The 22,179-nt window shown below is 55.9% G+C and carries 20 protein-coding genes; 4 read left to right on the plus strand and 16 right to left on the minus strand.

The features are described from left to right. Positions 1 to 18 precede the first annotated feature (18 nt). Complete coding sequence (gene pdxB, locus ROR01S_RS03015) at positions 19 to 1,155, minus strand: 4-phosphoerythronate dehydrogenase PdxB (protein WP_015583766.1); 1,137 nt, start codon at positions 1,153 to 1,155, stop codon at positions 19 to 21. Positions 1,156 to 1,263: 108 nt separating this feature from the next. Here pdxB and flk point away from each other — a divergent pair, with 108 nt between their 5' ends. Beyond that, positions 1,264 to 2,238: a flagella biosynthesis regulator Flk gene (gene flk, locus ROR01S_RS03020; RefSeq protein WP_044023501.1), complete on the plus strand. Its 975-nt coding sequence runs from the start codon at positions 1,264 to 1,266 to the stop codon at positions 2,236 to 2,238. 95 nt (positions 2,239 to 2,333) lie between these two features. Here the strand turns inward: flk and ROR01S_RS03025 are convergent, their stop codons facing one another. The 4 genes from ROR01S_RS03025 to ROR01S_RS03040 form a co-directional block, all read right to left on the minus strand. Beyond that, positions 2,334 to 4,007 (minus strand): carbohydrate porin, encoded by a 1,674-nt coding sequence (locus ROR01S_RS03025; RefSeq protein ID WP_044350099.1) that lies wholly within the window; start codon positions 4,005 to 4,007, stop codon positions 2,334 to 2,336. A gap of 59 nt (positions 4,008 to 4,066) precedes the next feature. Then, positions 4,067 to 4,378, minus strand: coding sequence for a PTS lactose/cellobiose transporter subunit IIA (locus ROR01S_RS03030; protein WP_004865228.1), 312 nt, complete (start codon positions 4,376 to 4,378; stop codon positions 4,067 to 4,069). A 21-nt stretch (positions 4,379 to 4,399) separates the two neighbouring features. Then, complete coding sequence (locus ROR01S_RS03035; RefSeq protein ID WP_015583762.1) at positions 4,400 to 5,722, minus strand: PTS sugar transporter subunit IIC; 1,323 nt, start codon at positions 5,720 to 5,722, stop codon at positions 4,400 to 4,402. A 112-nt stretch (positions 5,723 to 5,834) separates the two neighbouring features. Then, entirely contained in the window at positions 5,835 to 6,149 is a 315-nt protein-coding gene (locus ROR01S_RS03040; protein WP_004865232.1) for a PTS sugar transporter subunit IIB, read from the minus strand. A gap of 196 nt (positions 6,150 to 6,345) precedes the next feature. Between ROR01S_RS03040 and ROR01S_RS03045 the strand changes: the two genes are divergently transcribed. Beyond that, on the plus strand, positions 6,346 to 7,065 hold the full coding sequence (locus tag ROR01S_RS03045) for a GntR family transcriptional regulator (RefSeq protein ID WP_064359094.1): 720 nt from the start codon (positions 6,346 to 6,348) through the stop codon (positions 7,063 to 7,065). 15 nt (positions 7,066 to 7,080) lie between these two features. Here ROR01S_RS03045 and ROR01S_RS03050 read toward each other — a convergent pair whose 3' ends face one another. Beyond that, positions 7,081 to 8,256, minus strand: coding sequence for an MFS transporter (locus ROR01S_RS03050; RefSeq protein WP_004865239.1), 1,176 nt, complete (start codon positions 8,254 to 8,256; stop codon positions 7,081 to 7,083). 873 nt (positions 8,257 to 9,129) lie between these two features. Further along, positions 9,130 to 10,347 (minus strand): beta-ketoacyl-ACP synthase I, encoded by a 1,218-nt coding sequence (gene fabB / locus ROR01S_RS03055; protein ID WP_004865242.1) that lies wholly within the window; start codon positions 10,345 to 10,347, stop codon positions 9,130 to 9,132. 158 nt (positions 10,348 to 10,505) lie between these two features. Between fabB and mnmC the strand changes: the two genes are divergently transcribed. Then, positions 10,506 to 12,494 (plus strand): bifunctional tRNA (5-methylaminomethyl-2-thiouridine)(34)-methyltransferase MnmC2/FAD-dependent 5-carboxymethylaminomethyl-2-thiouridine(34) oxidoreductase MnmC1, encoded by a 1,989-nt coding sequence (gene mnmC, locus ROR01S_RS03060; RefSeq protein WP_064359095.1) that lies wholly within the window; start codon positions 10,506 to 10,508, stop codon positions 12,492 to 12,494. Between the two features lie 108 nt (positions 12,495 to 12,602). Here mnmC and ROR01S_RS03065 read toward each other — a convergent pair whose 3' ends face one another. Genes ROR01S_RS03065 through prmB form a run of 6 tightly spaced genes read right to left on the minus strand, consistent with a single transcriptional unit; the run spans position 12,603 to position 17,143 of the window. Beyond that, positions 12,603 to 12,878, minus strand: coding sequence for a YfcL family protein (locus ROR01S_RS03065; RefSeq protein ID WP_004865246.1), 276 nt, complete (start codon positions 12,876 to 12,878; stop codon positions 12,603 to 12,605). A gap of 31 nt (positions 12,879 to 12,909) precedes the next feature. Further along, positions 12,910 to 13,458: an elongation factor P hydroxylase gene (locus ROR01S_RS03070; protein ID WP_004865249.1), complete on the minus strand. Its 549-nt coding sequence runs from the start codon at positions 13,456 to 13,458 to the stop codon at positions 12,910 to 12,912. Next, the gene (locus ROR01S_RS03075; protein WP_004865251.1) at positions 13,458 to 14,267 is read right to left on the minus strand and encodes a sulfite exporter TauE/SafE family protein; all 810 of its coding nucleotides are present in this window, start codon (positions 14,265 to 14,267) and stop codon (positions 13,458 to 13,460) included. Before ROR01S_RS03075 ends, ROR01S_RS03070 begins: the two co-directional genes overlap by 1 nt. Continuing rightward, positions 14,267 to 15,091, minus strand: coding sequence for a penicillin-insensitive murein endopeptidase (gene mepA / locus ROR01S_RS03080; RefSeq protein ID WP_004865256.1), 825 nt, complete (start codon positions 15,089 to 15,091; stop codon positions 14,267 to 14,269). Before mepA ends, ROR01S_RS03075 begins: the two co-directional genes overlap by 1 nt. A 3-nt stretch (positions 15,092 to 15,094) precedes the next feature. Then, positions 15,095 to 16,180 carry a chorismate synthase gene (aroC, locus tag ROR01S_RS03085; protein WP_004865259.1) on the minus strand — a complete coding sequence of 362 codons (1,086 nt, stop codon included), beginning with the start codon at positions 16,178 to 16,180 and terminating at the stop codon, positions 15,095 to 15,097. A gap of 30 nt (positions 16,181 to 16,210) precedes the next feature. After that, positions 16,211 to 17,143 (minus strand): 50S ribosomal protein L3 N(5)-glutamine methyltransferase, encoded by a 933-nt coding sequence (gene prmB, locus ROR01S_RS03090; RefSeq protein ID WP_015583759.1) that lies wholly within the window; start codon positions 17,141 to 17,143, stop codon positions 16,211 to 16,213. Positions 17,144 to 17,309: 166 nt separating this feature from the next. Between prmB and smrB the strand changes: the two genes are divergently transcribed. After that, the gene (smrB, locus tag ROR01S_RS03095; RefSeq protein WP_015583758.1) at positions 17,310 to 17,861 is read left to right on the plus strand and encodes an endonuclease SmrB; all 552 of its coding nucleotides are present in this window, start codon (positions 17,310 to 17,312) and stop codon (positions 17,859 to 17,861) included. A 20-nt stretch (positions 17,862 to 17,881) separates the two neighbouring features. Here the strand turns inward: smrB and sixA are convergent, their stop codons facing one another. The 3 genes from sixA to fadI form a co-directional block, all read right to left on the minus strand. Further along, positions 17,882 to 18,367, minus strand: a complete 486-nt coding sequence (gene sixA, locus ROR01S_RS03100) for a phosphohistidine phosphatase SixA (protein ID WP_015583757.1) — start codon at positions 18,365 to 18,367, stop codon at positions 17,882 to 17,884. A 209-nt stretch (positions 18,368 to 18,576) separates the two neighbouring features. Beyond that, the gene (gene fadJ / locus ROR01S_RS03105; protein ID WP_064359096.1) at positions 18,577 to 20,721 is read right to left on the minus strand and encodes a fatty acid oxidation complex subunit alpha FadJ; all 2,145 of its coding nucleotides are present in this window, start codon (positions 20,719 to 20,721) and stop codon (positions 18,577 to 18,579) included. Then, the gene (gene fadI / locus ROR01S_RS03110; protein WP_032718007.1) at positions 20,721 to 22,031 is read right to left on the minus strand and encodes an acetyl-CoA C-acyltransferase FadI; all 1,311 of its coding nucleotides are present in this window, start codon (positions 22,029 to 22,031) and stop codon (positions 20,721 to 20,723) included. The genes fadJ and fadI overlap by 1 nt, the downstream gene beginning before the upstream one ends. Between the last annotated feature and the right edge of the window lie 148 nt (positions 22,032 to 22,179).

Consider the following 22,179-nt stretch of genomic DNA (forward strand, 5'->3'; position numbering starts at 1 on the left):
AGGGTCATTAAGAAGACATTAACGAATGGGGTGATGTACGGCATTAAAACCGAGCTGACGCAGCAGCGTCGCCGCCTGCACATCGCTGCACTGCACGTACAGTGATGACCATTCGCGGCGTTCCTGATAATTTTTGCGCAGCTTGTCAAACTCACCCGGCACGCCGGCCACTTTTCGCAGCGGCGCATCATCGCGGCGCACATCATACACCAAATGCACCAATCGTTTCAGCGTTGGCTGATCGAGCGCGCCGTGCAGGGTAATGCGGCCAAACTCCGGGGCGGGCAGCAACGTGTCCAGCGCCACCTGTTGCGGATGGCCGATAAAGGCGCTGTAGGCTTCAAACACCTGCGTCGTCCCGCGCGCTTTGCCTTCGAGGGTGTAGCCCGCGATGTGCGCGGTGCCAATATCTACGCGATCCAGCAGCGCAAGGTTCAAATCCGGCTCAGGTTCCCAGACATCAAGCACGACGCTCAACGCCTGCCCGCTTTGCAGACAGGCCAGCAGCGCGCCGTTATCCACCACCGGTCCGCGGCAGGCATTGATCAGCACGCTTCCCGGTTTCAGACGGCGAATCAGCGCCTCATCCGCCAGATGCAGGGTTTTGTAACGACCTTCTTTATATAAAGGCGTGTGGAACGTCAGAACGTCCGCTTCCTCTACCAGCTCATCCAGGGTACGGAAGTCGCCTTCATCGCCCCGGTCGGCACGCGGCGGATCGCACAGCAGCGTTTTGATCCCCAGCGCTTCCAGACGCTTTTGCAGGCGCCTACCGACGTTGCCAACGCCGACGATGCCGACGGTACGATCGGTCAGCGCGAAACCGTCGCGCTCAGCCAGCATCAGCAGCGCCGAGAAAACATATTCTACGACCGCTATCGCATTGCAACCGGGCGCGGCAGAAAAGCCAATTCCGGCCTGCTGCAGCCACGTCTGATCGACATGATCGGTACCGGCTGTCGCGGTGCCCACGAATTTAATTGCCTTGCCGGCGAGCAGCGCTTCATTGACTTTCGTGACCGAGCGAACCATCAACGCATCGGCGCCGGTCAGCGCGTCGACGGGGACGGGACGGCCGGGGACCGCCTCGACTTCGCCCAGGCGACTAAAAAGCTCGCGGGCATAGGGCATATTTTCATCAACGAGGATTTTCACGGTTCAGTACCTGTCTGAGAACGAGAGTAAACCGGGGAAGTGTGCCATAATCTCGCCGCCAGGAACATCATCACCGGGCCTCTGTACAGCAATACGGAAAGGATTAATATGACACAACCCGTTTCAGGTATGTCCGATCGTCCCCCGGGAACCGGCGCTTCCGTCGCCGGAGAGCCCGCGCTAACCATGCAACAACGTACCGTTCTCGAGCGACTGATTACGCGCCTGGTCGCGTTAACTTCGCAGCAGAACGCGGAAGTGTGGGCGGGAATCAAGCACGATCTGGGGCTCAAAGGCGATGCGCCGCTGCTGGCGTGCCACTTTAGCGCTGCCGAAAACAACCTGAATCAACGCGTAACCGTGGCGCAGCAAAATCACCATCAGCGCCAGATTCTGGCGCAGTTGAGCGAGTTGCTGAGTCAGGGGAACAACCGTCAGGCAGTGAGCGATTATATTCGCCAGCATTATGGGCAAACGACGCTGCATGCGCTGACGCAGGAGCAGTTGCAAAATATGCTGCAGCTCCTGCAAAACGGCCAGCTGTCGATCCCTCAGCCGCAGCAGCGCCAGCCGACTCTGCGCCCGCTGTTGCCCGCGGAGCACAACACGCTTAATCAGCAGGTAAGCCGTCTTGCCGCCGCAACCGGCGAACCCGGGAAACTGATCTGGCAGTCAATGCTGGAGCTGTGCGGTGTAAAAACCGGTGAGCTGATTCCGGCTACCCACTTCACTCCCCTCTCCTACTGGCTACAGGCGCGGCAGACGCTCAGCGCGCAGTCAGCCCCGACCCTGACCTCTCTGCAGGCGGCGCTGAAGCAGCCGCTGGAAGCGCAGGAGTGGCAAAAGATCGTCGATTTCGCCCAGCACAACTGGCACGTCACGCCGCAAACGGCGTTGAGCGCAACGCAGATTCTGACGCTGCTGAATAAGGTCTTTGTGCTTCGTGTCGCCCGGGCGCAAGAAACGCTGGCCATTCCCGCGCTGCCGCCGGAACCCTCTTCGCTCGTCGGGCGGCTCAAAAAGCCGGGAGTGATTGTTCTGGTATTGATACTGCTTATCGCTCTGCTCTGGCTGGTGATGTAATTCCGCGTTGCTGGCCGGCAGACAGGGTATCGGTGGCGGTTATCTTTATACTCAAACGCCCGCACGATGCGGGCGTTGGTGTCTTGATGAGGCAATTACCACCACACCTCAGCCTGCACGCCCAGCATCAATTCATCTTTGCTGTCGTCGTTGAACCGGTACTGTGACAGGTCGTTATCCAGAATATTGATATAGGTCCCGTAGAAACGAATTTCCGGTCGCGAACCTAACAGACTCGGCCCGACTTTCAGCGCATGATAGAGCGTCGTTTTATACGCCGATTCTTTCAAATCCTTGCCTTGCTCCGTTTTGTTTTTCTGCGCAAACCAGCCTAACTCCACCCCGGTCTGATTCCAGGTATCCCAAATCCACGCCGGACGAATCACCGCGCGGAAGCTGTCAAAATCGCTATGCGCGCCGCTTTCGTAACTGTAGATATCGTTCCCGTGCGACCAGACCAGCGCATTGGCCATAATCACGCGATCGGCCAGGTACATTTCGCCCTGTGAAATCAAACGTAAAGCGACGCCGTTAGTATGATCGCCATAGTAGTAGCGCCCGTGAGCCATGGAGTTACTGGCGCCGGAGAAGTTCGAGAAACTGCTGGCATAAGAGTTATTCGCCACCTGGAGCGTAAATTCATTAAAGCCCTTACGCGCCAGCTCCTGACGGATGATCCCGGTGGCCATCCAGCTATCCTTGAGCGTAAAGTAGCTATTGTTCTCCTCGTTTTTCTCCTGTTCATCATTCTTGTTTGCAAAAGCATATTTGCCCATCAACGACAGCGAGCCGTTTTTCCACAGCGGAATGTTGCGATAGCGCAGATCCACCGAATTGGTGTTCATTTGTGTGGTCTGCGTGAAATCACGCGAATAAACATCCACATCATTGCGGCTGAGAGACGCGTCAAGCTGCCCGACGCCCAGCGCCCAGTTCTGGATCCCGACACCGGCTGCAACATCGGTGGTCAACGATTTCCAGTCAAGCATCTGGATTTCATACTCCGGCAGCTTGTGTTTACCTACCCAAAAATCAGCCTCCGGCGCAAACGGCAGGAATCCTTTGGTGGTGAGATAGATATCGCTGAACTGAAGAATATTTTCGTTATTGGTGTCGCCAAACCAGGCATCGTTATACTGCTCACCAACATTACCATCGTAGGTCACGACGGCGTTGGCGGTTTTCCCATCCTGGTTATAAACCCGCTGATTTAAGGTCAAATCAAACCAGCCGCTCATTTCATTACCAAAACGGCCCAGCGAACCCGCCGCATAGGTCTGCGACGACCCGTGATTTGAGGTGCCCCAGCCGGAACGTAGATAACCCTGATAGCTGAAGCCAATATCCTCTTTGACGAATTTGCTGAGATCCTTCATGGTCACGCTCTCAACTTTCGCCTTCTTGCCGTCGGTATTAATGACCGCCACCTGCTGTGTCGCTTTGACTTCTGCCGGCGCCGCCCGTTGGCTGATTTCATTATTTTCATTGGCGATATTTTCTGCCACCGGAGAGGTCGCCGTCGGGTAACCCGCGGTGACATTTCTTTGTTCATTCTCTTTTATACTTTTTTGCAACACGGCCACTTTATCTTTATATGTCGATAATTGTGATTGTGTTTTTTGCAATTCTTTTTTATTGGCTGATAATTCTGATTCCAGCAATTCAAGACGTTGTTCAATCGTTAATTTCGCTGCTAAAACAGCGGGTGACGAAATAGCCAGAAGTACCGATAGAGACAATAAGCTAACCTTCAATTGACTTGAATACATAGAGTACCTTGCATATTTTTATAATACGCCTTCAGCCGGATGACTGAAGGCAGGGAAAGTCAGGCAGAGATTTCTTGTCGCAGCGCAATAATTTCTTTGGCTAAGTCCTGGCACAGCATCGCGGTCATTAAATGGTCCTGCGCGTGAACCAGAATGAGATTGACGGTCATTTTCCCGCAGCCTTCATCCAGACCAATCAGCGCCGTTTGTATCTTGTGCGCCTCCCGGCAGGCCATTTCTGAGCTGGCCATTAGCGTCTCAACGGTCTCCCATTCCCGGCGGCGCGAGGCGGCGATGGCCTCCATTGCATCCGAGCGGGCCTGTCCGGCATGGATAAGCAGTTCCATCACCGTGCTTTCATCAGCAAACATATTTATTTCCCCACGTTTTTATTACTCAGCGGCCGCTGCGGTATTCACCTTGTTCGCCGCAATCACAAACGGTAAATAGATCAGCGTTGAAACAGCGAGGCACAGAATGCCGACAAAGAGCGCTAACCAGTTACCGCCGGTCCCAAAGAAGGCAATCAGCGGACCTGGCGTGGTCCACGGAACCGCATAGGCAATCGGCGGAATAAACTCCATGCTAATAAAGAAGTAACCAATCAACGAGTTAATGAAAGGAACCAGGATAAACGGAATCACCAGAATCGGATTCAGGACGATCGGTAAACCAAACATCACCGGTTCGTTGATATTGAACAAACCCGGTACGAAGGCCATTTTCGCCAGATCGCGATAATCCTTACGCCGCGAAGCGATGAAGATGGCCAGCAGCAGCCCCAGCGTCATCCCCGAGCCGCCGCAGTTGGCGAACGCATCGTTGATGCCGGTCCAGGTTATCGGATAAGGCGCCCCCCATGTGGTGCCGTGTGAGGCCGCATAGGAGAGGTTTTCCAGATTCGCTTCCGAGAAAATAGTTTCCCGAATCGCCGCAACGGTATTCGGCCCGTGGATCCCCAGCACCCACAGGAAGTTTGCCACCAGCCCCAGAATCAGAACGGTGATAATGTTGGTCCCCATATCCTTCAGCGGCGCCTGAATCAGCGTATAGATCAGATCGTTAAGGCCATTCGGCGAGATGCGGGTCAGCAGGTAGTTCATGATGGAAAAGAAAATCATCACAAAGAAGATCGGCAGCAGCACCTTGAACGAGCGCGCCACCGCCGGCGGTACCGCTGCCGGCATCGTAATGGCCACTTTCGGGTTACGCGCCAGCCGGCAAAAGACCTCGCTGGAGATCAGCGCAACGATAATGGCTACAAACAGCCCCTGCGGCCCGAGATATTTTGTCGTCAGATAAGCCTGACCATCGATGATGGTATAAGGTGTATAGACCACAAAAAAGGCGCCAATCGCCGTTAGTCCGCACAGCAGATCGTCCTGCTGGAAGCTAATCGCGATATTGCGCGCGACGAGAAAGGTAATCAATATTGCCATAATATTGACTGAGCCATTCATCACCGGGGTAAAAATTTGCTGTGCATCAGCAAGATTCGGGAATATTGTTCCCAAATGTAAAATGCTGGCAATAAAACCATCAGGAGACAATATTGCAAAGTTAATTAAGATAATCAGCGAACTGGCCATCACGATTGGGAAGGATAAAATAAATGCATCCCGAATCGCCGATACGTGAATCTGAGAATTTAGTTTTATAGCCACGGGGACAAGGATTTTCTCCATGCCGCGTTCAAAGGCATTCATAAAACTCATGATGAACCCTTATTTTTATCGATAATCTGCGATAGCGCCCCAGCACTGGAGCAGAGGTATCCGGCGGCACGACGCTGAAATTCAGGCGTTAACCGGGGTAATAGACAAAGAATTATTTATTGGCCAGTAAGGTAAGCGCACTGTCTAACACCGCCGGGCCATCCATTTGCCCGTAATATTTCATATCAATAACCGCAACCGGCATTTTACCGTGAGCCACCTCTTCTATTTCACTTTTCTGGAAACGAACCTGCGGCCCTAATAAAACCACATCCACTGCGTTTTTTTTGATTTTTTCTTTGGCTTCAGAAATGGCCAGCGCATTGATATTTACCGCAATCCCTGACGCCGCAGCATGCTCCTGCATGCGTTTCACTAACATACTGGTGGACATCCCGGCAGCACAAACTAACAATATATTTTTCATTTTCCTTCCCTTTCCTGTTCATCAGTCTCAATTGACGAGCACTGTAATAATTGTTAATTTTCTTATCCGCAGTTGCGATCACAGTTAGCAAGAGAAAAGTTGTTCAGAAACCAGGAAAAAAATGAACGTGTTGGCGTAAATTTAACGATGCATAACAACAACCCAATGTTTTAAAAGGGATTATTGAGGTTCAAAAGTGGTTTATAAAAATGTAGTTAATTTACTGAAAAACAAAATTAATAGTCCGCTCTATAGCATTGGCGATCTTCTGCCATCAGAAAAAGAATTAGCAGAACTTTATGATGTTTCGCGAAATACACTACGTAAGGCGCTAAAGGCTCTGGAGGAGGAGGGTTTAATCGAGCGGCGACACGGTTCGGGGACCTGGATTAGAAATAAACATTTCCAGGCATCGGTGACGCATTTAGACAGTTTTACCGAAATTGCCCGCAACGAAGGCAAAACGCCCTCTAGTCAAATTCTCAAATTTGAATTGCAAACCGCCCCGCAAGAAATCGCGAAAGGTTTGCAGTTACAGCACGGTGAACTTGTATATTATGCTAAAAGATTGCGTTTTATCGATAACATTGCGATGCAATTAGAAGAAACCTGGCTCTCGGCAACGCGCTTTCCTGACCTGACCATCGCCCATATGAAAAAGTCGAAGTTCTCGTATATAGAAAACGAATGCGGGATACGAATTGACGGTTGCTACGAATCCATTGTGCCGATACTCCCCTCCCCGGAACTGGCCACGCTGCTGCATATCAGTACCAAAGATCCGATCATCAAAATGCAAACCCAGGCGATTGATGAGCAGCATCAGCCGATCGACTATTCCATTCTCTATACCAACATGTTTGAGTTTCAGGTGAAGTATTACCTTCCACGGAAAGCCCCCGGTCTCCCTCGCTGAAGACCGGGAATCACATTATTGACGTAGGGAGAACAGCGTCATGAAAATGCCCAGAACCGCGCATATTGCCCCCGCCAGAAAAACAGAAGAGTAGCCCAGCGACGTGGCGAGCAGCCCGGCAAGCGGGCCGGTGACACCGTATGAAATATCCTGAAAGGCCGCATAGCCGCCGAGCGCGGTACCGCGAACCTGAGCCGGTACGCGTTTGACAACTTCAACGCCAAGGGACGGGAAGATGAGCGAGCAGCCGCAACCGGTCAACGCCGCACCGGCCAGGGCAACCCAGGCATCTGGCGCCAGCCACAGCAGCGTCAGGCCAATGGCCTCGATCAGCAGCGACACCATCGCCACTTTTATGCCGCCAAAGCGATCCGGCATCCAGCCAAACAGGATACGCATCAGCACAAAGGCGCCGCCAAACGCGGTCAGCGTGAAGCCCGCCATCGCCCAGCCGCGGCTGGCGAAATAGAGTGAGACAAAGGTACCAATCACGGCAAACCCCACCCCTTGCAGCCCCAGACCGATGCCCGGACGCCAGATCATACCGACGACGCTCCATAGCGATGGCCGTTCGCCGCCGTGCGCCGGAACTTTACTGACCGTACCATTGATTGCCAGCGCCAGCAGCGGTAGTCCCATCGTAACGCAGGCGAGAACCACAACGCCAAAATGCGAGTAGATCATCAGTCCCAGCGGCGCGCCCACGGCCAATGAGCCGTACATCGCCATCCCGTTCCAGGACATGACCTTGCCTGAACGCGCGGGGCCAACCAGCCCCAGTCCCCAGCTCAGGTTTCCGGTCAACAGCTGGCTTTCACCAAATCCGAGGATCAAACGCCCCAGTACCAGCAGCGCAAATTTGACCAGCACGGAAACCGGCAGTAACGCGGCCAGCAGCCACGCCGCCCCGGCTAATGCGCAGGCAAGCATACCCTGCAGCACCGAACGCTTGGCGCCATGTTGATCGGCCAGACGACCGGCGTAGCCACGGGTCAGCACCGTCGCCAGAAACTGAATGCCCACCGCTACGCCGACTAGCGTATTGCCGAAGCCCAGCTCATGGTGGACAAAGAGCGGGATCACGGGTAGCGGCAGGCCGACGGTCATATAGGTCAGAAAAACGGCAAAGGTAATACGAAATAATGGAATATTCGCTGACGAGGTATTTGTTGTTTCAGTCGCTGCGGACATGCTTTACTCCAGTTCGCAGAGTAAGGCGAGGTAGTAGCCACGCCCCCTCCACCTGATTATCAGGGTTAAGGCGCGTTGGTTGACGTTAAACGCTTACGCATTACCGGGGGGATAATGTTTCGCAGCAGTTTGCCTGTAGAGGTCCGGCTCTGTCAAGCCGACAAAAAGGGATCCCGCAGGCTAATGCCGATGGTTTCAGGATCGGTTGAACGATCCGGCGAAGGTATAAGTATCCGTCATCTCAAAGAGATTACCGTTTTTGATGCGGCGCTGTCAGATTTTCAACACTCTGCAGGAGTCTCTCTCCTTTAGGCCGCGGTTGAGCCAGGGATGCCGTTTTTACGCTGGTTTGCGCGAGAGGGGTTTCGTACTCTGAAGTATGTGTTCCGTGGGATATTCCGTTCACTTTTGCGGTATGTTCCGTGCACGATGCATCCGCCACTGTTCTCACACCCGCTGCGGGTGAACGGCATGGCGGGCGTTTCGCTCGCCCCCATGCCCCCCGGCATTGCGCTGAAAACGGCCGCTGCGCGGTATGCTCCACTCCGGCTTCATCTGGCGGACCGGGCCGGACTCCCCCCCCTGTCTCGACCTGCCCTCTGGCCGCCTTATTCGTCCCATCCATGGGATTCCCCCTCCGGGGCCACGCTAACGTTGTTCAAAAACGCTCCTGGTGTTTTTACCCTGAAGACCGGTCCTGGATGCGCACCGGCGTTCTCGTCCCGTGGCCGTCACGTTGCGATATCCTTGCAAAAGGTTTTTCAGCGGCGGAATGGTCAGCATGGAATAAGCAAAAAAAATGCGGGTCACCTTTCAGTGACCCGCATTAGCCCGCAGGCTACCTTTTGACATACCGGTTGGATAACCAGCCGATTATGCCGTGTGTTTACGCATCACCAGCGTGGCGTTGGTGCCGCCGAAACCGAAGCTGTTGGACATCACGGTCGTCAGCGCTTGTTCAGTCGGTTTGGTGACGATGTTCAGACCCGCCGCCTGCTCATCCATCTCTTCGATGTTAATGCTTGGCGCAATAAAGCCATGTTCCAGCATCAGCAGAGAGTAGATCGCTTCCTGCACGCCCGCGGCGCCCAAAGAGTGGCCGGTCATCGCTTTGGTCGCAGAGATAGCCGGGCTGTGGTCGCCGAAGACTTCGCGAATGGCACCCAGTTCTTTCACGTCACCGACCGGAGTCGAGGTTCCGTGGGAGTTCAGGTAGTCAATCGGCGTGTCTACACCGGCCATTGCCTGTTTCATACAACGTACTGCGCCTTCACCAGACGGAGCAACCATGTCCGCACCGTCAGACGTTGCGCCGTAGCCGACCACTTCGGCATAGATGTGCGCGCCGCGCGCCAGAGCATGCTCCAGTTCCTCAACCACAACCATACCGCCGCCGCCGGCGATAACAAAACCGTCGCGGTGCGCATCATAAGTGCGGGATGCTTTATCCGGCGTTTCGTTGTATTTGGTGGACAGTGCGCCCATGGCGTCGAATTCACAGGCCATTTCCCAGCACAGCTCTTCGCCGCCGCCAGCAAAAACGATGTCCTGTTTGCCAAGCTGAATTTGTTCAACCGCGCTGCCGATACAGTGAGCTGAAGTCGCGCAAGCGGAGCTGATAGAATAGTTCACACCGTGGATTTTGAACGGAGTGGCGAGGCAAGCGGATACCGCAGAAGCCATCGCTTTGGTCACAACGTAAGGACCAACTGCTTTCAGGCCGCGTGGGCTACGCATCGCATCTGCGCCAAACACCTGAGATTTTGAAGAACCGCCGGAACCGGCAATCAGGCCCACGCGAGGGTTGTTCTGATAAACTTCTTCTTTCAGTCCAGCATCGGCTACAGCCTGCTGCATAGAGAGATAAGCATAGATAGAGGCATCGTTCATGAAACGGACCACTTTGCGGTCGATAAGACCTGTGGTGTCCAGTTTAACGTTACCCCACACGTGGCTGCGCATACCAGAATCTTTGAATTCTTGAGAGAAAGTGATCCCCGAGCGCCCTTCACGCAGAGATTCCAGGACTTCCTGCTGGTTGTTACCGATGCTGGAAACGATGCCCAGGCCAGTAATCACTGCACGTTTCATTCAATACCTCTGTAAGTCACACTATTTTAAGTTTCGAGTCGCACAATAGCGTACACTTGTACGCCGAACAAGTCCGATCAGCCATTTTGTGTATAAATTTGCGCCCCCCGGCACACATCGTTAAGATCGTTCTACGCCTTGAGATTCGAGTAACTTACGTGAAACAAAACGCCATACAACCTGCCAACCTGGAATTCAACGCTGAGGGTACACCTGTTTCCCGAGATTTCGATGACGTGTACTTTTCCAATGACAATGGTCTGGAAGAGACGCGCTACGTTTTCCTCGGCGGCAACCGCCTCGATGCACGCTTCCCGGCCCATCCACACCCGCTGTTTGTGGTCGCCGAGAGCGGGTTCGGCACCGGTCTCAACTTCCTGACACTTTGGCAGGCGTTTGATGTTTTTCGCCGCGATAATCCTGAAGCTACCCTGCAAAGGTTACATTTCATCAGTTTCGAAAAATTTCCGCTGACCTCCGCCGATCTACGACGGGCTCATCAGCACTGGCCGGAACTGGCGCAGTGGGCAGAACAATTACAGGCGCAGTGGCCGCTGGCGATCGCTGGCTGCCATCGTCTGCTGCTGGATGACGGACGCATCACGCTGGATTTGTGGTTCGGGGATATCAACACGCTGACCCACGAGCTCGATGATTCGCTGAATCAGCAGGTCGACGCCTGGTTTCTTGATGGTTTCGCACCGGCGAAAAATCCGGATATGTGGACACCGGAGCTGTTCGGGGCAATGGCCCGCCTGGCCAGACCGGGCGGCACGCTGGCCACCTTTACCTCCGCCGGTTTTGTCCGTCGCGGCCTGCAGGAAGCAGGCTTTACCATGCAGAAACATAAAGGGTTCGGCCGCAAACGCGAAATGCTGATCGGTGAAATGACCCGGACGCTGAATATCCCCGCCCGCACGCCCTGGTTTGCACGAACCGGTAGCCAGCAACGCGATGCGGCGATTGTCGGCGGCGGTATCGCCAGCGCCCTGCTTGCGCTCGCGCTGCTCCGCCGCGGCTGGCAAGTCACCTTGTACTGCGCGGATAACGCCCCGGCTGAAGGCGCATCCGGTAACCGCCAGGGAGCGCTCTATCCTCTGCTTAGCCAGCACGATCCGGCGCTGGCCCGCTTCTTCCCGGCGGCATTTACCTTCGCCCGCCGCCTGTATGACGCCCTTCCGATCATGTTCGACCATCAGTGGTGCGGCGTCACCCAGCTTGCCTGGGACGAAAAGAGCGCACAGAAAATCGCGCAGATGCTGGCACTCGACCTGCCGGAAGAGATTGCTGCGGCCGTCAGCGCGCAAACCGTCGCGCAGATCGCCGGCGTCGAAACCGGCTGCGGTGGAATCACCTATCCCTCCGGGGGCTGGCTCTATCCGCAGCAGCTGACGGCAGAACTTTTTGCGCTGGCGGCAACCCGGGGCCTGCGCACCCGATATCAGGTTAAGGTCACAACGCTGGCTGCTGACCATGACGGCTGGCAGCTCAATGAGCAGCTGCGTCATGAGGTGGTGGTGCTGGCAAACGGCCATCATCTGACCGACTTCCCTCAGACTGCGCGGCTGCCGGCGTATCCGGTGGCAGGACAGGTGAGCCATATTCCGACCACGCCTGCGCTGTCCGCTTTGCGCCAGGTATTGTGCTACGACGGCTACCTGACGCCACAAAACCCACGTTATCAGCAGCACTGCATCGGGGCCAGCTACCACCGCGGACAGACGGAGGCGACCTTTAGCGCCGATGATCAACAGCAAAACCGCCAACGGCTGATCGACTGCTTCCCGCAGGCAGCATGGGTGCAGGAGGTAGATACCCGCGGAAATGACGCCCGCTGCGGCGTGCGCTGCGCCACCCGCGATCACCTACCGATGGTGGGCAATGTACCGGATTATGACGCCACGTTATCGCAGTACGCGACGCTGGCCGAACACCAGACGCAGGCGCCGACGGCACCGGTTTACCGCAATCTGTTCGTGCTGGGGGCGCTGGGTTCGCGCGGGCTATGCTCCGCCCCGCTGACGGCGGAAATACTGGCGGCGCAGATGAGCCACGAACCGCTGCCGCTGGACCGAGAGACGCTGGCGGCGCTGAATCCGAATCGATTATGGGTGAGGAAGCTGCTGAAGGGAAAAGCGGTGAAATAAGCCGAACGGCGGCGATCGCCGTCGGTTGGGACAAAAAGCCGCGCGACATCAGGGCGATACCCGGCGTCACGCGGCCTGGCCTGTTTTTCAGGCCAGGCAGTCAGGGGATTATTGCTTTGCCCGCTGATACAAATTATTCCACATTCCCTGCACCAGAATCTGGTCCGGCGGCGACAGTTCGCCTGCGCCGATCGCTTTCTCCAGGCTGCGAATCACCCGATCGTTGATGGCTTTCGCAGAGTGATCGTCCCCTCCTTCCAGCTCGGCTACCGCCAGCGTCAGGTGGCCGCGCAGATAGCCGCTGGCAAACAGTTCATCATCACTGGCGTGGTCTACCATTTCATCAATCAACGCCAGAATGCGTGATTCAAACTCCGCGAGCATTGTCTTTCCTCTTCTAGTGTCAAACGTGGCTTTATTGCAGGTCTTCCGGCCACGGGAATTGTTCTGCCGTCAGTGGCGGCGTCTGATAATATTCTTGTAACGCGCGGATAAACCGCGCCGGACGTTCAGGGATCCCTTGCTCCAGCAAGGTCATAACCTGTGCATGAACCCGCCGCTGAAAGGCAATGCGGTCAGGCTCGAAGTCGCCCTCCAGATTGTCACAGCTCACGTTGAACGGAAAACCTGCCGCCACGCAAAACAGCCAGTCCAGCGCCTGCGGTTTCACCTCAACATCTTCAAACTGACACTGGGTCATGGCATCACGGCCATCCGGGCAGTACCAGTAGCCGAAATCAACCTGCTCGCGACGCGCTTTGCCCGCGATGCACCAGTGGGAAATCTCATGCAGGCCGCTGGCGTAAAAGCCATGGGCAAACACAATGCGGTTATACGGCACGTCGCTATCTGCCGGAAGATAGATCGGTTCGTCATCGCCTTTAATCAGACGGGTATTAAAATCATCGGCAAAGCAGCCGTCAAAAATAGCGATCAGCTGCTGATAATGGTGTTGCTGTTGCATTAATGAATTCCCAACCACTGAAGAATTTCAGCACCGTGGCTGTCATAAAGAAGTTTCGCGCTCATCACGGCGGAGACAACCACAATCATCGGACGAATCAACGATTGTCCTTTACTCAGAACCAGACGTGAGCCGGCGCGGGCGCCAATAAACTGCCCCGCCATCATCACGAAACCGGTCGCCCAAATCACTTTGCCGCCAATGATAAACAGCAATAGCCCACCGACGTTAGAGGTCGCGTTCAGCACTTTGGCGTGAGCGGTGGATTTGGCGAGGTTAAACCCGGCAAGAGTGACGAAAGCCAACGCATAGAAAGAGCCCGCGCCTGGACCGAAGAAACCATCATAAAAACCTACGCAGCCGCCGGCGATCAGGGCAAACGGCAGGCCGTACAGCCGACGCTGACGGTCTGCTTCGCCTAATTTTGGCATCAGCAGGAAGTACAGGCCAATGCCGATCACCAGCACCGGCAGGATCTGGCGCAGAATATCGGACTGGACGTGCTGCACCAGCAGCGCACCGGTGGTTGAGCCGATAAACGTCATCAGGATATTGAGCTTCTGATCCGCCAGGTTCACCACCTTGCGGCGGATAAAATAGAGCGACGCGGAAAGCGATCCCCCGCAGGCCTGCAGCTTGTTGGTCGCCAGCGCCTGCGCCGGAGGCAGCCCTGCCGCCATCAGCGCCGGAACCGTCAACAGCCCGCCGCCGCCCGCCAGGGAATCAATAAATCCCGCCAGAACAGCCACGAAAAAAAGCGCCACCAGTACCGTCGGCGACACCATAAACAGCTCAATAAAGCTTTCCATTACAGCACATGCTCATCCAGTAGCGCCTGGCAGGAAGGCGGCAGCGGAGGCGGCGTCTTCTTCACAGGAGAGGTTGTTCCGGGTTTTGGGGGTTCAAACCAGCTTTGTAGCTCGGCACCGCAGCCATCGCCCGGTGGCGGTGGCGCCTGTTCTTCGCACTCCAGGCTGCCCGCCGGGCAGCGCAGACGAACGTGCATATGTGCACGATGCTGGAACCATGGCCGGACTTTGCGCAGCCACCCGCGATCGTTGCCAGCATCCAGACAGAGCTGCTGCTTGATTGCCGGATTAACAAAGATGCGCGTGACGTCGTTATCTTCTGCCGCCAGCTTAATCAGATGGCTGATTTGCGGGCTCCACAGCGACGGCACCACGCGCTTGCCGTCGCGAGCCACCAGATCCAGCGCCTGTGGTTTCAGGAGCTGCGCTGAACTCCAGCGCGTCTGCGGGAGCTGAAGGAAAATATCAACATCCAGCCCGCTCTGGTGACTGGCATGACCGCCGTTAAAGCGTCCGCCCGCTGGCATCCCCATATCGCCAATCAGCAGCGTCCCCATTCCCTGACTCTGCACCTGATTGCCCAGACGCTGAATAAACTGGATCAGGTCCGGATGGCCGAAGTAGCGGCGCTGGTCGGTGCGCATGACCTGATAGCTGGTCGCGCTCAGCGGCAGCGCCTGCGCGCCGACGATACAGCCGTTGGCAAATGCGCCAATTGACTGCGCGCTGCCGCTAATCGGCTGGGTGATTTTTTGCCACGGCGTCGCCGCAAGGCAGGCAGAGCTGGCGACCAGCGCCAGCAGAGCGATAACGGTTTTTTTCATCGATTACCAGCGTGGAATTGATGTCGTCACGTCGCCATTTTGCGCGCGTTGACGCATAAAGTGATCCATTAGCACGATCGCCAGCATTGCTTCCGCGATCGGCACCGCACGGATGCCCACGCAAGGATCGTGGCGCCCTTTGGTGATCATCTCGACTTCTTCACCGTGACGGTTAATCGTATGACCCGGTACGGTGATGCTGGAGGTCGGCTTCAGCGCGATATTCGCGACGATCTGCTGACCGCTGCTGATACCGCCAAGAATGCCGCCCGCATGGTTGCTCTGGAAACCATTTTTAGTGATTTCATCGCGATTTTGGCTACCGCGCAGTTTCACCACCTCAAAACCATCGCCAATTTCCACGCCCTTCACCGCATTGATGCTCATCAGCGCATGGGCAATGTCGGCATCCAGACGGTCGAATACCGGCTCACCGAGTCCCGGTGGCACGCCATCAGCGACCACGGTCACTTTTGCTCCGATGGAGTCGCCCTCTTTCTTCAGACCGCGCATCAGTTCATCAAGCGCTTCAATTTTATCCGGGTCCGGGCAGAAGAACGGGTTTTGTTCAACCTGTTCCCAGTCTTTGATTGCCAGAGGAATATCGCCCATCTGGGTCAAACAGCCGCGAATCACAATGCCGAATTTTTCCGCGAGGTATTTCTTGGCAATCGCCCCGGCCGCCACCCGCATCGCGGTTTCACGCGCTGAGGAACGTCCGCCGCCGCGATAATCGCGCAGGCCGTATTTCTGCTCGTAGGTATAGTCAGCATGCCCTGGACGGAAAACGTCTTTAATCGCGCCATAGTCCTGAGAACGCTGATCGGTATTCTCAATCAGCAGACCAATGCTGGTCCCGGTCGTCACGCCTTCGAATACGCCGGAGAGGATCTTCACCTGATCCGGTTCACGACGCTGCGTGGTGTAGCGTGAGGTCCCCGGACGACGACGATCCAGATCGTGCTGCAGATCGGCTTCAGTCAGCGGAATGCCCGGCGGCACTCCGTCAACAATGCAGCCCAGCGCCAGACCGTGCGATTCGCCGAAGGTTGTGACGCGAAAGAGTTGTCCAATTGTGTTTCCTGCCATCACGGCTCCGTCATGTTTGCGTGTTGTTTTTTAGTCTTTATAAATGCCGAAATGCGCGCGGGCGGCGATCAGCTGCGGTTTGGTCAGCATGAAGACGCCATCCCCGCCATTTTCAAACTCAAGCCAGGTAAACGGCACGTCCGGATACTGCTCAATCAGATGTACCATGCTGTTACCGACTTCACAAATCAGAATACCGTCGTCGCTGAGATAATCCGGCGCATTACCGAGGATGCGACGCGTCAGCTTCAGACCATCGCTGCCGGAAGCCAGACCCAGTACCGGCTCATGACGATATTCGCCCGGCAGATCGGACATATCTTCTTCATCAACGTACGGCGGGTTGGTGACGATCAGGTCGTACTGCACTTTCGGCAGGTCGCGGAACAGGTCGGAACGAATCGGCGTCACCTGATGGATCAGGCCGTGCGCTTCAACGTTCTGCTCGGCAACGGCCAGCGCATCAACGGAGATATCCACCGCGTCCACTTCCGCTTCCGGGAAAGAGTAAGCGCAGGCGATCGCAATGCAGCCGCTGCCGGTGCACATATCCAGAATGTGCTGCGGTTGATGGTCAATCAGGCCGGCGAAGTGATTATTGATAAGCTCGCCGATCGGGGAACGCGGCACCAGCACACGTTCGTCCACGAAAAATTCATGGCCGCAGAACCAGGCTTTATTGGTCAAATAGGCAACCGGAATACGTTCGTTGATCCGGCGAATCACGCGCTCAACAATGCGGTGTTTTTCGCTGGAAGTCAGACGCGCAGAGTGCATATCCTCCGGAATATCCAGCGGCAGGTAGAGCGAGGGCAATACCAGCTGTAGCGCCTCATCCCACGGGTTGTCCGTGCCATGTCCGTACCAGATATTCGCCGCGCTGAAACGACTGACCGCCCAACGCAGCATGTCCTGAATGGTATGCAGCTCATTGACCGCTTCATCAACAAAAATTTTATCCACGCCATCCTCCAGGACACGCTCTACTGTAAATTCGGCGGCTAGTTTGCCACGAAGACGGCGATAAATCAGCATTCTTACGTCAGGCGGACGGGGAAAAATACGTTTTGCTTGCCTGAACAGAGGCCGAGTCGGGTAAACTAGCGAAAAGAAATGATGAGAGTGGGCAATGAAAAAGAAAACATCGCTAAGCGACGAGGATCAGGCGTTGTTCCGCCAGTTAATGACCGGCACGCGTCAGATTAAGCAGGACACCATCGTGCACCGCCCGCTGCGCAAGAAAATCACCGAAGTACCGCCAAAGCGCTTACTTCAGGAGCAGGCCGATAACAGCCACTATTTTTCCGATGAGTTTCAGCCGCTGCTGAATACCGAAGGAGCAGTCAAATATGTTCGCCCGGACGTGAGCCACTTTGAACTGAAAAAACTGCGCCGCGGGGATTATTCGCCGGAGCTGTTTCTCGATCTGCACGGGTTGACCCAGCAGCAGGCGAAGCAGGAGCTGGGGGCGCTGATCGCCGCCTGCCGTCGCGAACATGTCTTTTGCGCCTGCGTGATGCACGGGCACGGGAAACACATCCTCAAGCAGCAAACGCCGCTCTGGCTTGCGCAACATCCGCACATCATGGCTTTTCATCAGGCGCCAAAAGAGTACGGCGGAGACGCCGCACTGCTGGTGCTGATTGAAGTTGAAGAGTGGCAGCCGCCGGAGCTTCCGTAATACGGACGCTCCGGGGGGAGTCAGATAGCCTTCGCCATCTTCAGGTTGCAGGGGCTCATCTGCCAGTTGAACTCGCCCTTGCCATCTGCATCAAGGGTGACACAGGCAATAGCCGAAGTGGTGAACATCGGGGGAGTTTCTCCCGGGCACAGCTCTGAGACGAGGTACCCCACCAGCGGCAGGTGCGAAACAACCAGCACCGTTGAAACACCTTCATTGTTCAGCGTCTGAAGCCAGGCACTGACCATGCCAACATCGCCACACGGCGTGAGCTCCGGCATCACGTCGACATTTTCAGGCAGGTCCATGCACTCTCTTACCACATCCAGCGTCTGTTCAGCACGCAGGTAAGGACTGACAAGAACCCGTTCAATATCCACTTTTTGACCTTTCAGCCAGGTTGCCATCTGACGGGACTCATCACAACCACAAACGGTTAAGGGACGAACCGAGTCACTGGCTGCATCGAGGGCAGCGTCGCCGTGACGCATGATAAAAACTTGCATATTGCACCGCTTTTGTTAACCAGAAGCACCGCAGTCTTACCTGCGTGGATAGCACGCAGTCGACCCGGTGGCCGGGCATTGTGCCTGATTCATCCAACGAATGAAACGCTGTTTTTTACCTCAATGGCGTAAGTATAGTCAATGATTGTTTACAAAACAGCCAACAGACCACGTCATTCATCGCCGGATTTATCTTCTTTGACCAGAACTTAGGTCGTCCGTTCAGCAGTGGGCCAAAAGGTTGCCCCCTGCCCGGCCATACGCAATAAATTCTCGCATGGGGTAAACCGTGGGCCGTACTGAGCGGCCAGACGTTGCAAGATGGCAACAACTTCACCCGCCCCGAGTTGATCCATATAACGGAACGGGCCGCCAAGAAACGGCGGGAAGCCAATACCGAACACCGCGCCAATGTCGCCATCGCGGGCGCCGCGGATGACCTGCTCATCGAAGCAGCGCGCGGCTTCGTTAAGCATCATCATGACGCAACGCTCAGCTATCTGCTGGCCGGATAAGCGCGCCTGCGGGGCAGAAACGCCCAGCAGCGAATAGACCGTAGCATCGGGTCGTTTTTTGCTTGTACGCCCTTTTGTCTCATAAAGATAGAAACCGCGGCTATTTTTTCTACCTTTGCGATCGTCATTCAAGATCGCATCAATGATGTTTGCCGGCGGGCTAAAACGCTCTCCCCACGCGGCTTCCAGTACCGGCAGAATTTTGGTCCCGGTATCAATTCCGACTTCATCCAGCAGTTGAATCGGCCCAACAGGAAAACCGAATTTCACCAATGATTTATCGATATGATCAAGGGGCTCACCTTCCACGAGTAAGCGCATCGCTTCGTTGATGTAAGGCGCCAGAATACGGTTGACGTAGAAACCCGCTTTATCCGCCACGACGATCGGCGTTTTCCCCTGCATTTTGGCCAGCTTGACTACCGTCGCAATCGTCTGCGGATCGGTATGCTGATGGGGGATCACTTCAACCAGCGGCATTTTCTCGACCGGGCTGAAGAAGTGCAGGCCAATCACCTGCCCCGGTCGACTGGCCTGCGCCGCAATGTCGCCGATAGGGAGCGAAGAGGTATTGGAGGCAAAGATCGTCTGCGGGCTACAGTGTGCTTCGATCTCGGCCACCATCCGCTGTTTAAGAGCTAAATCCTCGAAGACGGCCTCGATCACCACATCGCGATGGGCAAATCCCTGATAATCCGTGGTGCCGGAAATCAACGTCAGCTGACGATCCCGTTCACTGGCGCGCAGATAGCGGCGGCGCACCTGCTTGTCCAGCAGATCCCAGCTGTATTTCAGCGCATGGTTAATCCCCCGAGCCTGAATATCTTTGATACGCACCGGAAGCCCGCCTTTGCAGGCGGTAACATACGCAATTCCGCCGCCCATCAGACCGCCACCGAGAATGCCGACGCGATTCAGTGGCCCGGCCTGCGCATCGGCACCACGATCTTTCTTCAAATCCGTGCTGGCAAAGAATATCGATCGCAATGCCTGAGATTGCGGGGTCATCGCCAGCTCACCAAAGGCACGTGCTTCCTCGGCATAGCCGCTGCTACAGCCGTGAGCTAATCCATTTTCAATCACCTGCAGAATGCGCTCGGCGGCAGGATAGTTGCCCTGGGTTTTCTGTCGGGTCTTTTTCCCCACCAGCCGAAACAGCAGATTACGGCCCAGCGGTCCGGCCAGCACCCGCTCACGGATCGGCATACTGCGGCTCGCCGGCCGCCCTTTCAGCGCCAGTTCCACCGCCGTCTGCAGCAGAATTGATTGCGGAACCACCTCATCCACCAGGCCCGCTTTTAACGCCTGGCGCGCGCGAAGCTGCTTGCCGGTCAAAATCATCTCCAGGGCGCCGCTGACACCGATCAGTCGGGGTAATCTCTGAGTACCGCCGGATCCCGGCAGCAGCCCCAGCTGGACCTCAGGCAGACCCAGACGCGTTTTCTCGTCATCGCTGCATACCCGTCCATGGCAGGCCAACGCCAGCTCAAGGCCGCCGCCCAGGCAGGCGCCGTGGATAGCGGCAATGACCGGAATCGCCAGGCCATGGATCTCCGCCATAATTTGTTGCCCCTGGCGGGCGAGCGCTTCCGCTTCCTGAGCGGTGGCGCAGCGGGCAATCATATTGATATCCGCGCCGGCGATAAAATTGTCCGGTTTTGCGGAAATCAGCACCACGCCGCGGAGGGTTTTATTATCACGAATCTGGCGAACGATCGCCCGCACCTGCTGGCCAAATTCGGCCTTCAGGGTATTCATCTTTTCACCGGGCGAATCGATCGTGATGACGGCAACGTTGTCCGGACGAATATCGAGGGTAAATGCCGATGCCATGTCCATTATTCCGCCTCCAGAATCATCGCTGCGCCGAGACCACCCGCCGCACAGGCGGTCACCAGGCCAAATCCGCCCCCCCTGCGCCGCAGTTCATGTAGCGTCTGGGTAATCATCCTCGCGCCGGTGGCTGCAAAAGGATGCCCGTAGGCAATTGAACCACCGAGGACATTGAATTTACTTTCGTCGACTTCCCCGGTCGCCTGCGAGCGCCCGAGCACGTCGCGAGCAAAGCGGTCGCTGGCCAGGCACTGAAGATTCGCCAGCGTCTGCGCGGCAAAGGCCTCATGCATGTCGATAAGCGTTAAGTCAGCCAGGGTCAGCCCCGCCCTTTCGAGCGCCAGCGGCGTTGACCACGCCGGCCCTAACAGCATATCCTGGCGGACATCGATGGCGGTAAAGGCGTAGCTGCGCAGGTAGCCAAGCGGGGTTAAGCCCAGCGCTTTGGCCTGAGACTCGGTCATCATGATCACCGCCGCGGCACCGTCGGTTAGCGGCGTACTGTTTGCCGCAGTGACCGTGCCATGCTTGCGGTCAAAAGCCGGACGTAACTTTTGGTAATCAGCCAGGGTTGAATTTTTACGAATATTGTTGTCGTTTTCCAGCGGTTCACGAAACGGCGGCGCATACGCAGTCATCACTTCAGAAGCCAGCTTCCCCTCTTCCCAGGCTTTCGCCGCTAGCTGGTGCGAGCGGTGTGCCAGCGCGTCCTGCTGTTCACGGGTAATACCCCATGTTTTTGCCATTTGCTCAGCGGTATCCCCCATCCGCAGCCCGGTCGAATACTCGGCAACCGCAGGCGGGACCGGTAAAAGATCGCGAAGGCGTAAACGGGAGAAGAGCTTCAGGCGCTGTCCGAGAGTGCGCGCTTTATTGGCATCCACCAGCGTACGGGCCAGCTTTTTACTGACGCCGATCGGCAGAACGGATGAAGAGTCTGCCCCGCCGGCAATACCTGCGCGGATCGTTCCCGCCATCAGGCTCTCCGCGACGTTGGCGACGGCCTGAAAACTGGTGGCGCAGGCGCGACTTACGCTGTAGGCATCGGTGTGTACGCTCATGCCGGCGCCAAGCACAATTTCGCGCGCAATATTTGGCGCTTCTGGCATCTGCACCACCTGGCCAAATACCAGCTGCTCAATCATTTCCGGGGGAATATCGCTACGAGCCAGCATTTCGCTGATAACCATTTTTCCCAAATCAACGGCGGGAACACCGTGAAATACCGTGGCCTGACGGGCAAACGGCGTACGTAAACCGCTGACAATGGCAATGCGATCGCCTTGACGGGTGACAAGCGGTAATGCCTGACTCATGACTTTCCCCTGTTAACCGATAAAACCAAGTGGTCTGACCTGATAACAGTTTTAACTAATTTTTTACATTAAGCCAATCGGCGAAGAGAAAAAGTGGGAGCCAAAACACATAGAAGGGAGGAGATAACGCCCCTGACGAGAGGGGCGT

Origin of the sequence: Klebsiella ornithinolytica NBRC 105727 = ATCC 31898, from assembly GCF_001598295.1 — a bacterium.
GTDB classification, from domain to species: Bacteria; Pseudomonadota; Gammaproteobacteria; order Enterobacterales; family Enterobacteriaceae; genus Klebsiella; species Klebsiella ornithinolytica.

Excerpts from the sequence above, each read along its gene's own strand:
- flk (WP_044023501.1), top strand. The coding sequence starts at position 1,264 with ATGACACAACCCGTTTCAGGTATGTCCGATCGTCCCCCGGGAACCGGC.
- fabB (WP_004865242.1), bottom strand. The coding sequence starts at position 10,347 with ATGAAACGTGCAGTGATTACTGGCCTGGGCATCGTTTCCAGCATCGGT.
- sixA (WP_015583757.1), bottom strand. The coding sequence starts at position 18,367 with ATGCAAGTTTTTATCATGCGTCACGGCGACGCTGCCCTCGATGCAGCC.
- mepA (WP_004865256.1), bottom strand. The coding sequence starts at position 15,091 with ATGAAAAAAACCGTTATCGCTCTGCTGGCGCTGGTCGCCAGCTCTGCC.
- smrB (WP_015583758.1), top strand. The coding sequence starts at position 17,310 with ATGAAAAAGAAAACATCGCTAAGCGACGAGGATCAGGCGTTGTTCCGC.
- ROR01S_RS03040 (WP_004865232.1), bottom strand. The coding sequence starts at position 6,149 with ATGAAAAATATATTGTTAGTTTGTGCTGCCGGGATGTCCACCAGTATG.
- ROR01S_RS03030 (WP_004865228.1), bottom strand. The coding sequence starts at position 4,378 with ATGTTTGCTGATGAAAGCACGGTGATGGAACTGCTTATCCATGCCGGA.
- ROR01S_RS03075 (WP_004865251.1), bottom strand. The coding sequence starts at position 14,267 with ATGGAAAGCTTTATTGAGCTGTTTATGGTGTCGCCGACGGTACTGGTG.
- ROR01S_RS03025 (WP_044350099.1), bottom strand. The coding sequence starts at position 4,007 with ATGTATTCAAGTCAATTGAAGGTTAGCTTATTGTCTCTATCGGTACTT.
- ROR01S_RS03035 (WP_015583762.1), bottom strand. The coding sequence starts at position 5,722 with ATGAGTTTTATGAATGCCTTTGAACGCGGCATGGAGAAAATCCTTGTC.
- fadI (WP_032718007.1), bottom strand. The coding sequence starts at position 22,031 with ATGAGTCAGGCATTACCGCTTGTCACCCGTCAAGGCGATCGCATTGCC.
- aroC (WP_004865259.1), bottom strand. The coding sequence starts at position 16,180 with ATGGCAGGAAACACAATTGGACAACTCTTTCGCGTCACAACCTTCGGC.
- fadJ (WP_064359096.1), bottom strand. The coding sequence starts at position 20,721 with ATGGACATGGCATCGGCATTTACCCTCGATATTCGTCCGGACAACGTT.
- ROR01S_RS03050 (WP_004865239.1), bottom strand. The coding sequence starts at position 8,256 with ATGTCCGCAGCGACTGAAACAACAAATACCTCGTCAGCGAATATTCCA.
- ROR01S_RS03070 (WP_004865249.1), bottom strand. The coding sequence starts at position 13,458 with ATGCAACAGCAACACCATTATCAGCAGCTGATCGCTATTTTTGACGGC.
- ROR01S_RS03065 (WP_004865246.1), bottom strand. The coding sequence starts at position 12,878 with ATGCTCGCGGAGTTTGAATCACGCATTCTGGCGTTGATTGATGAAATG.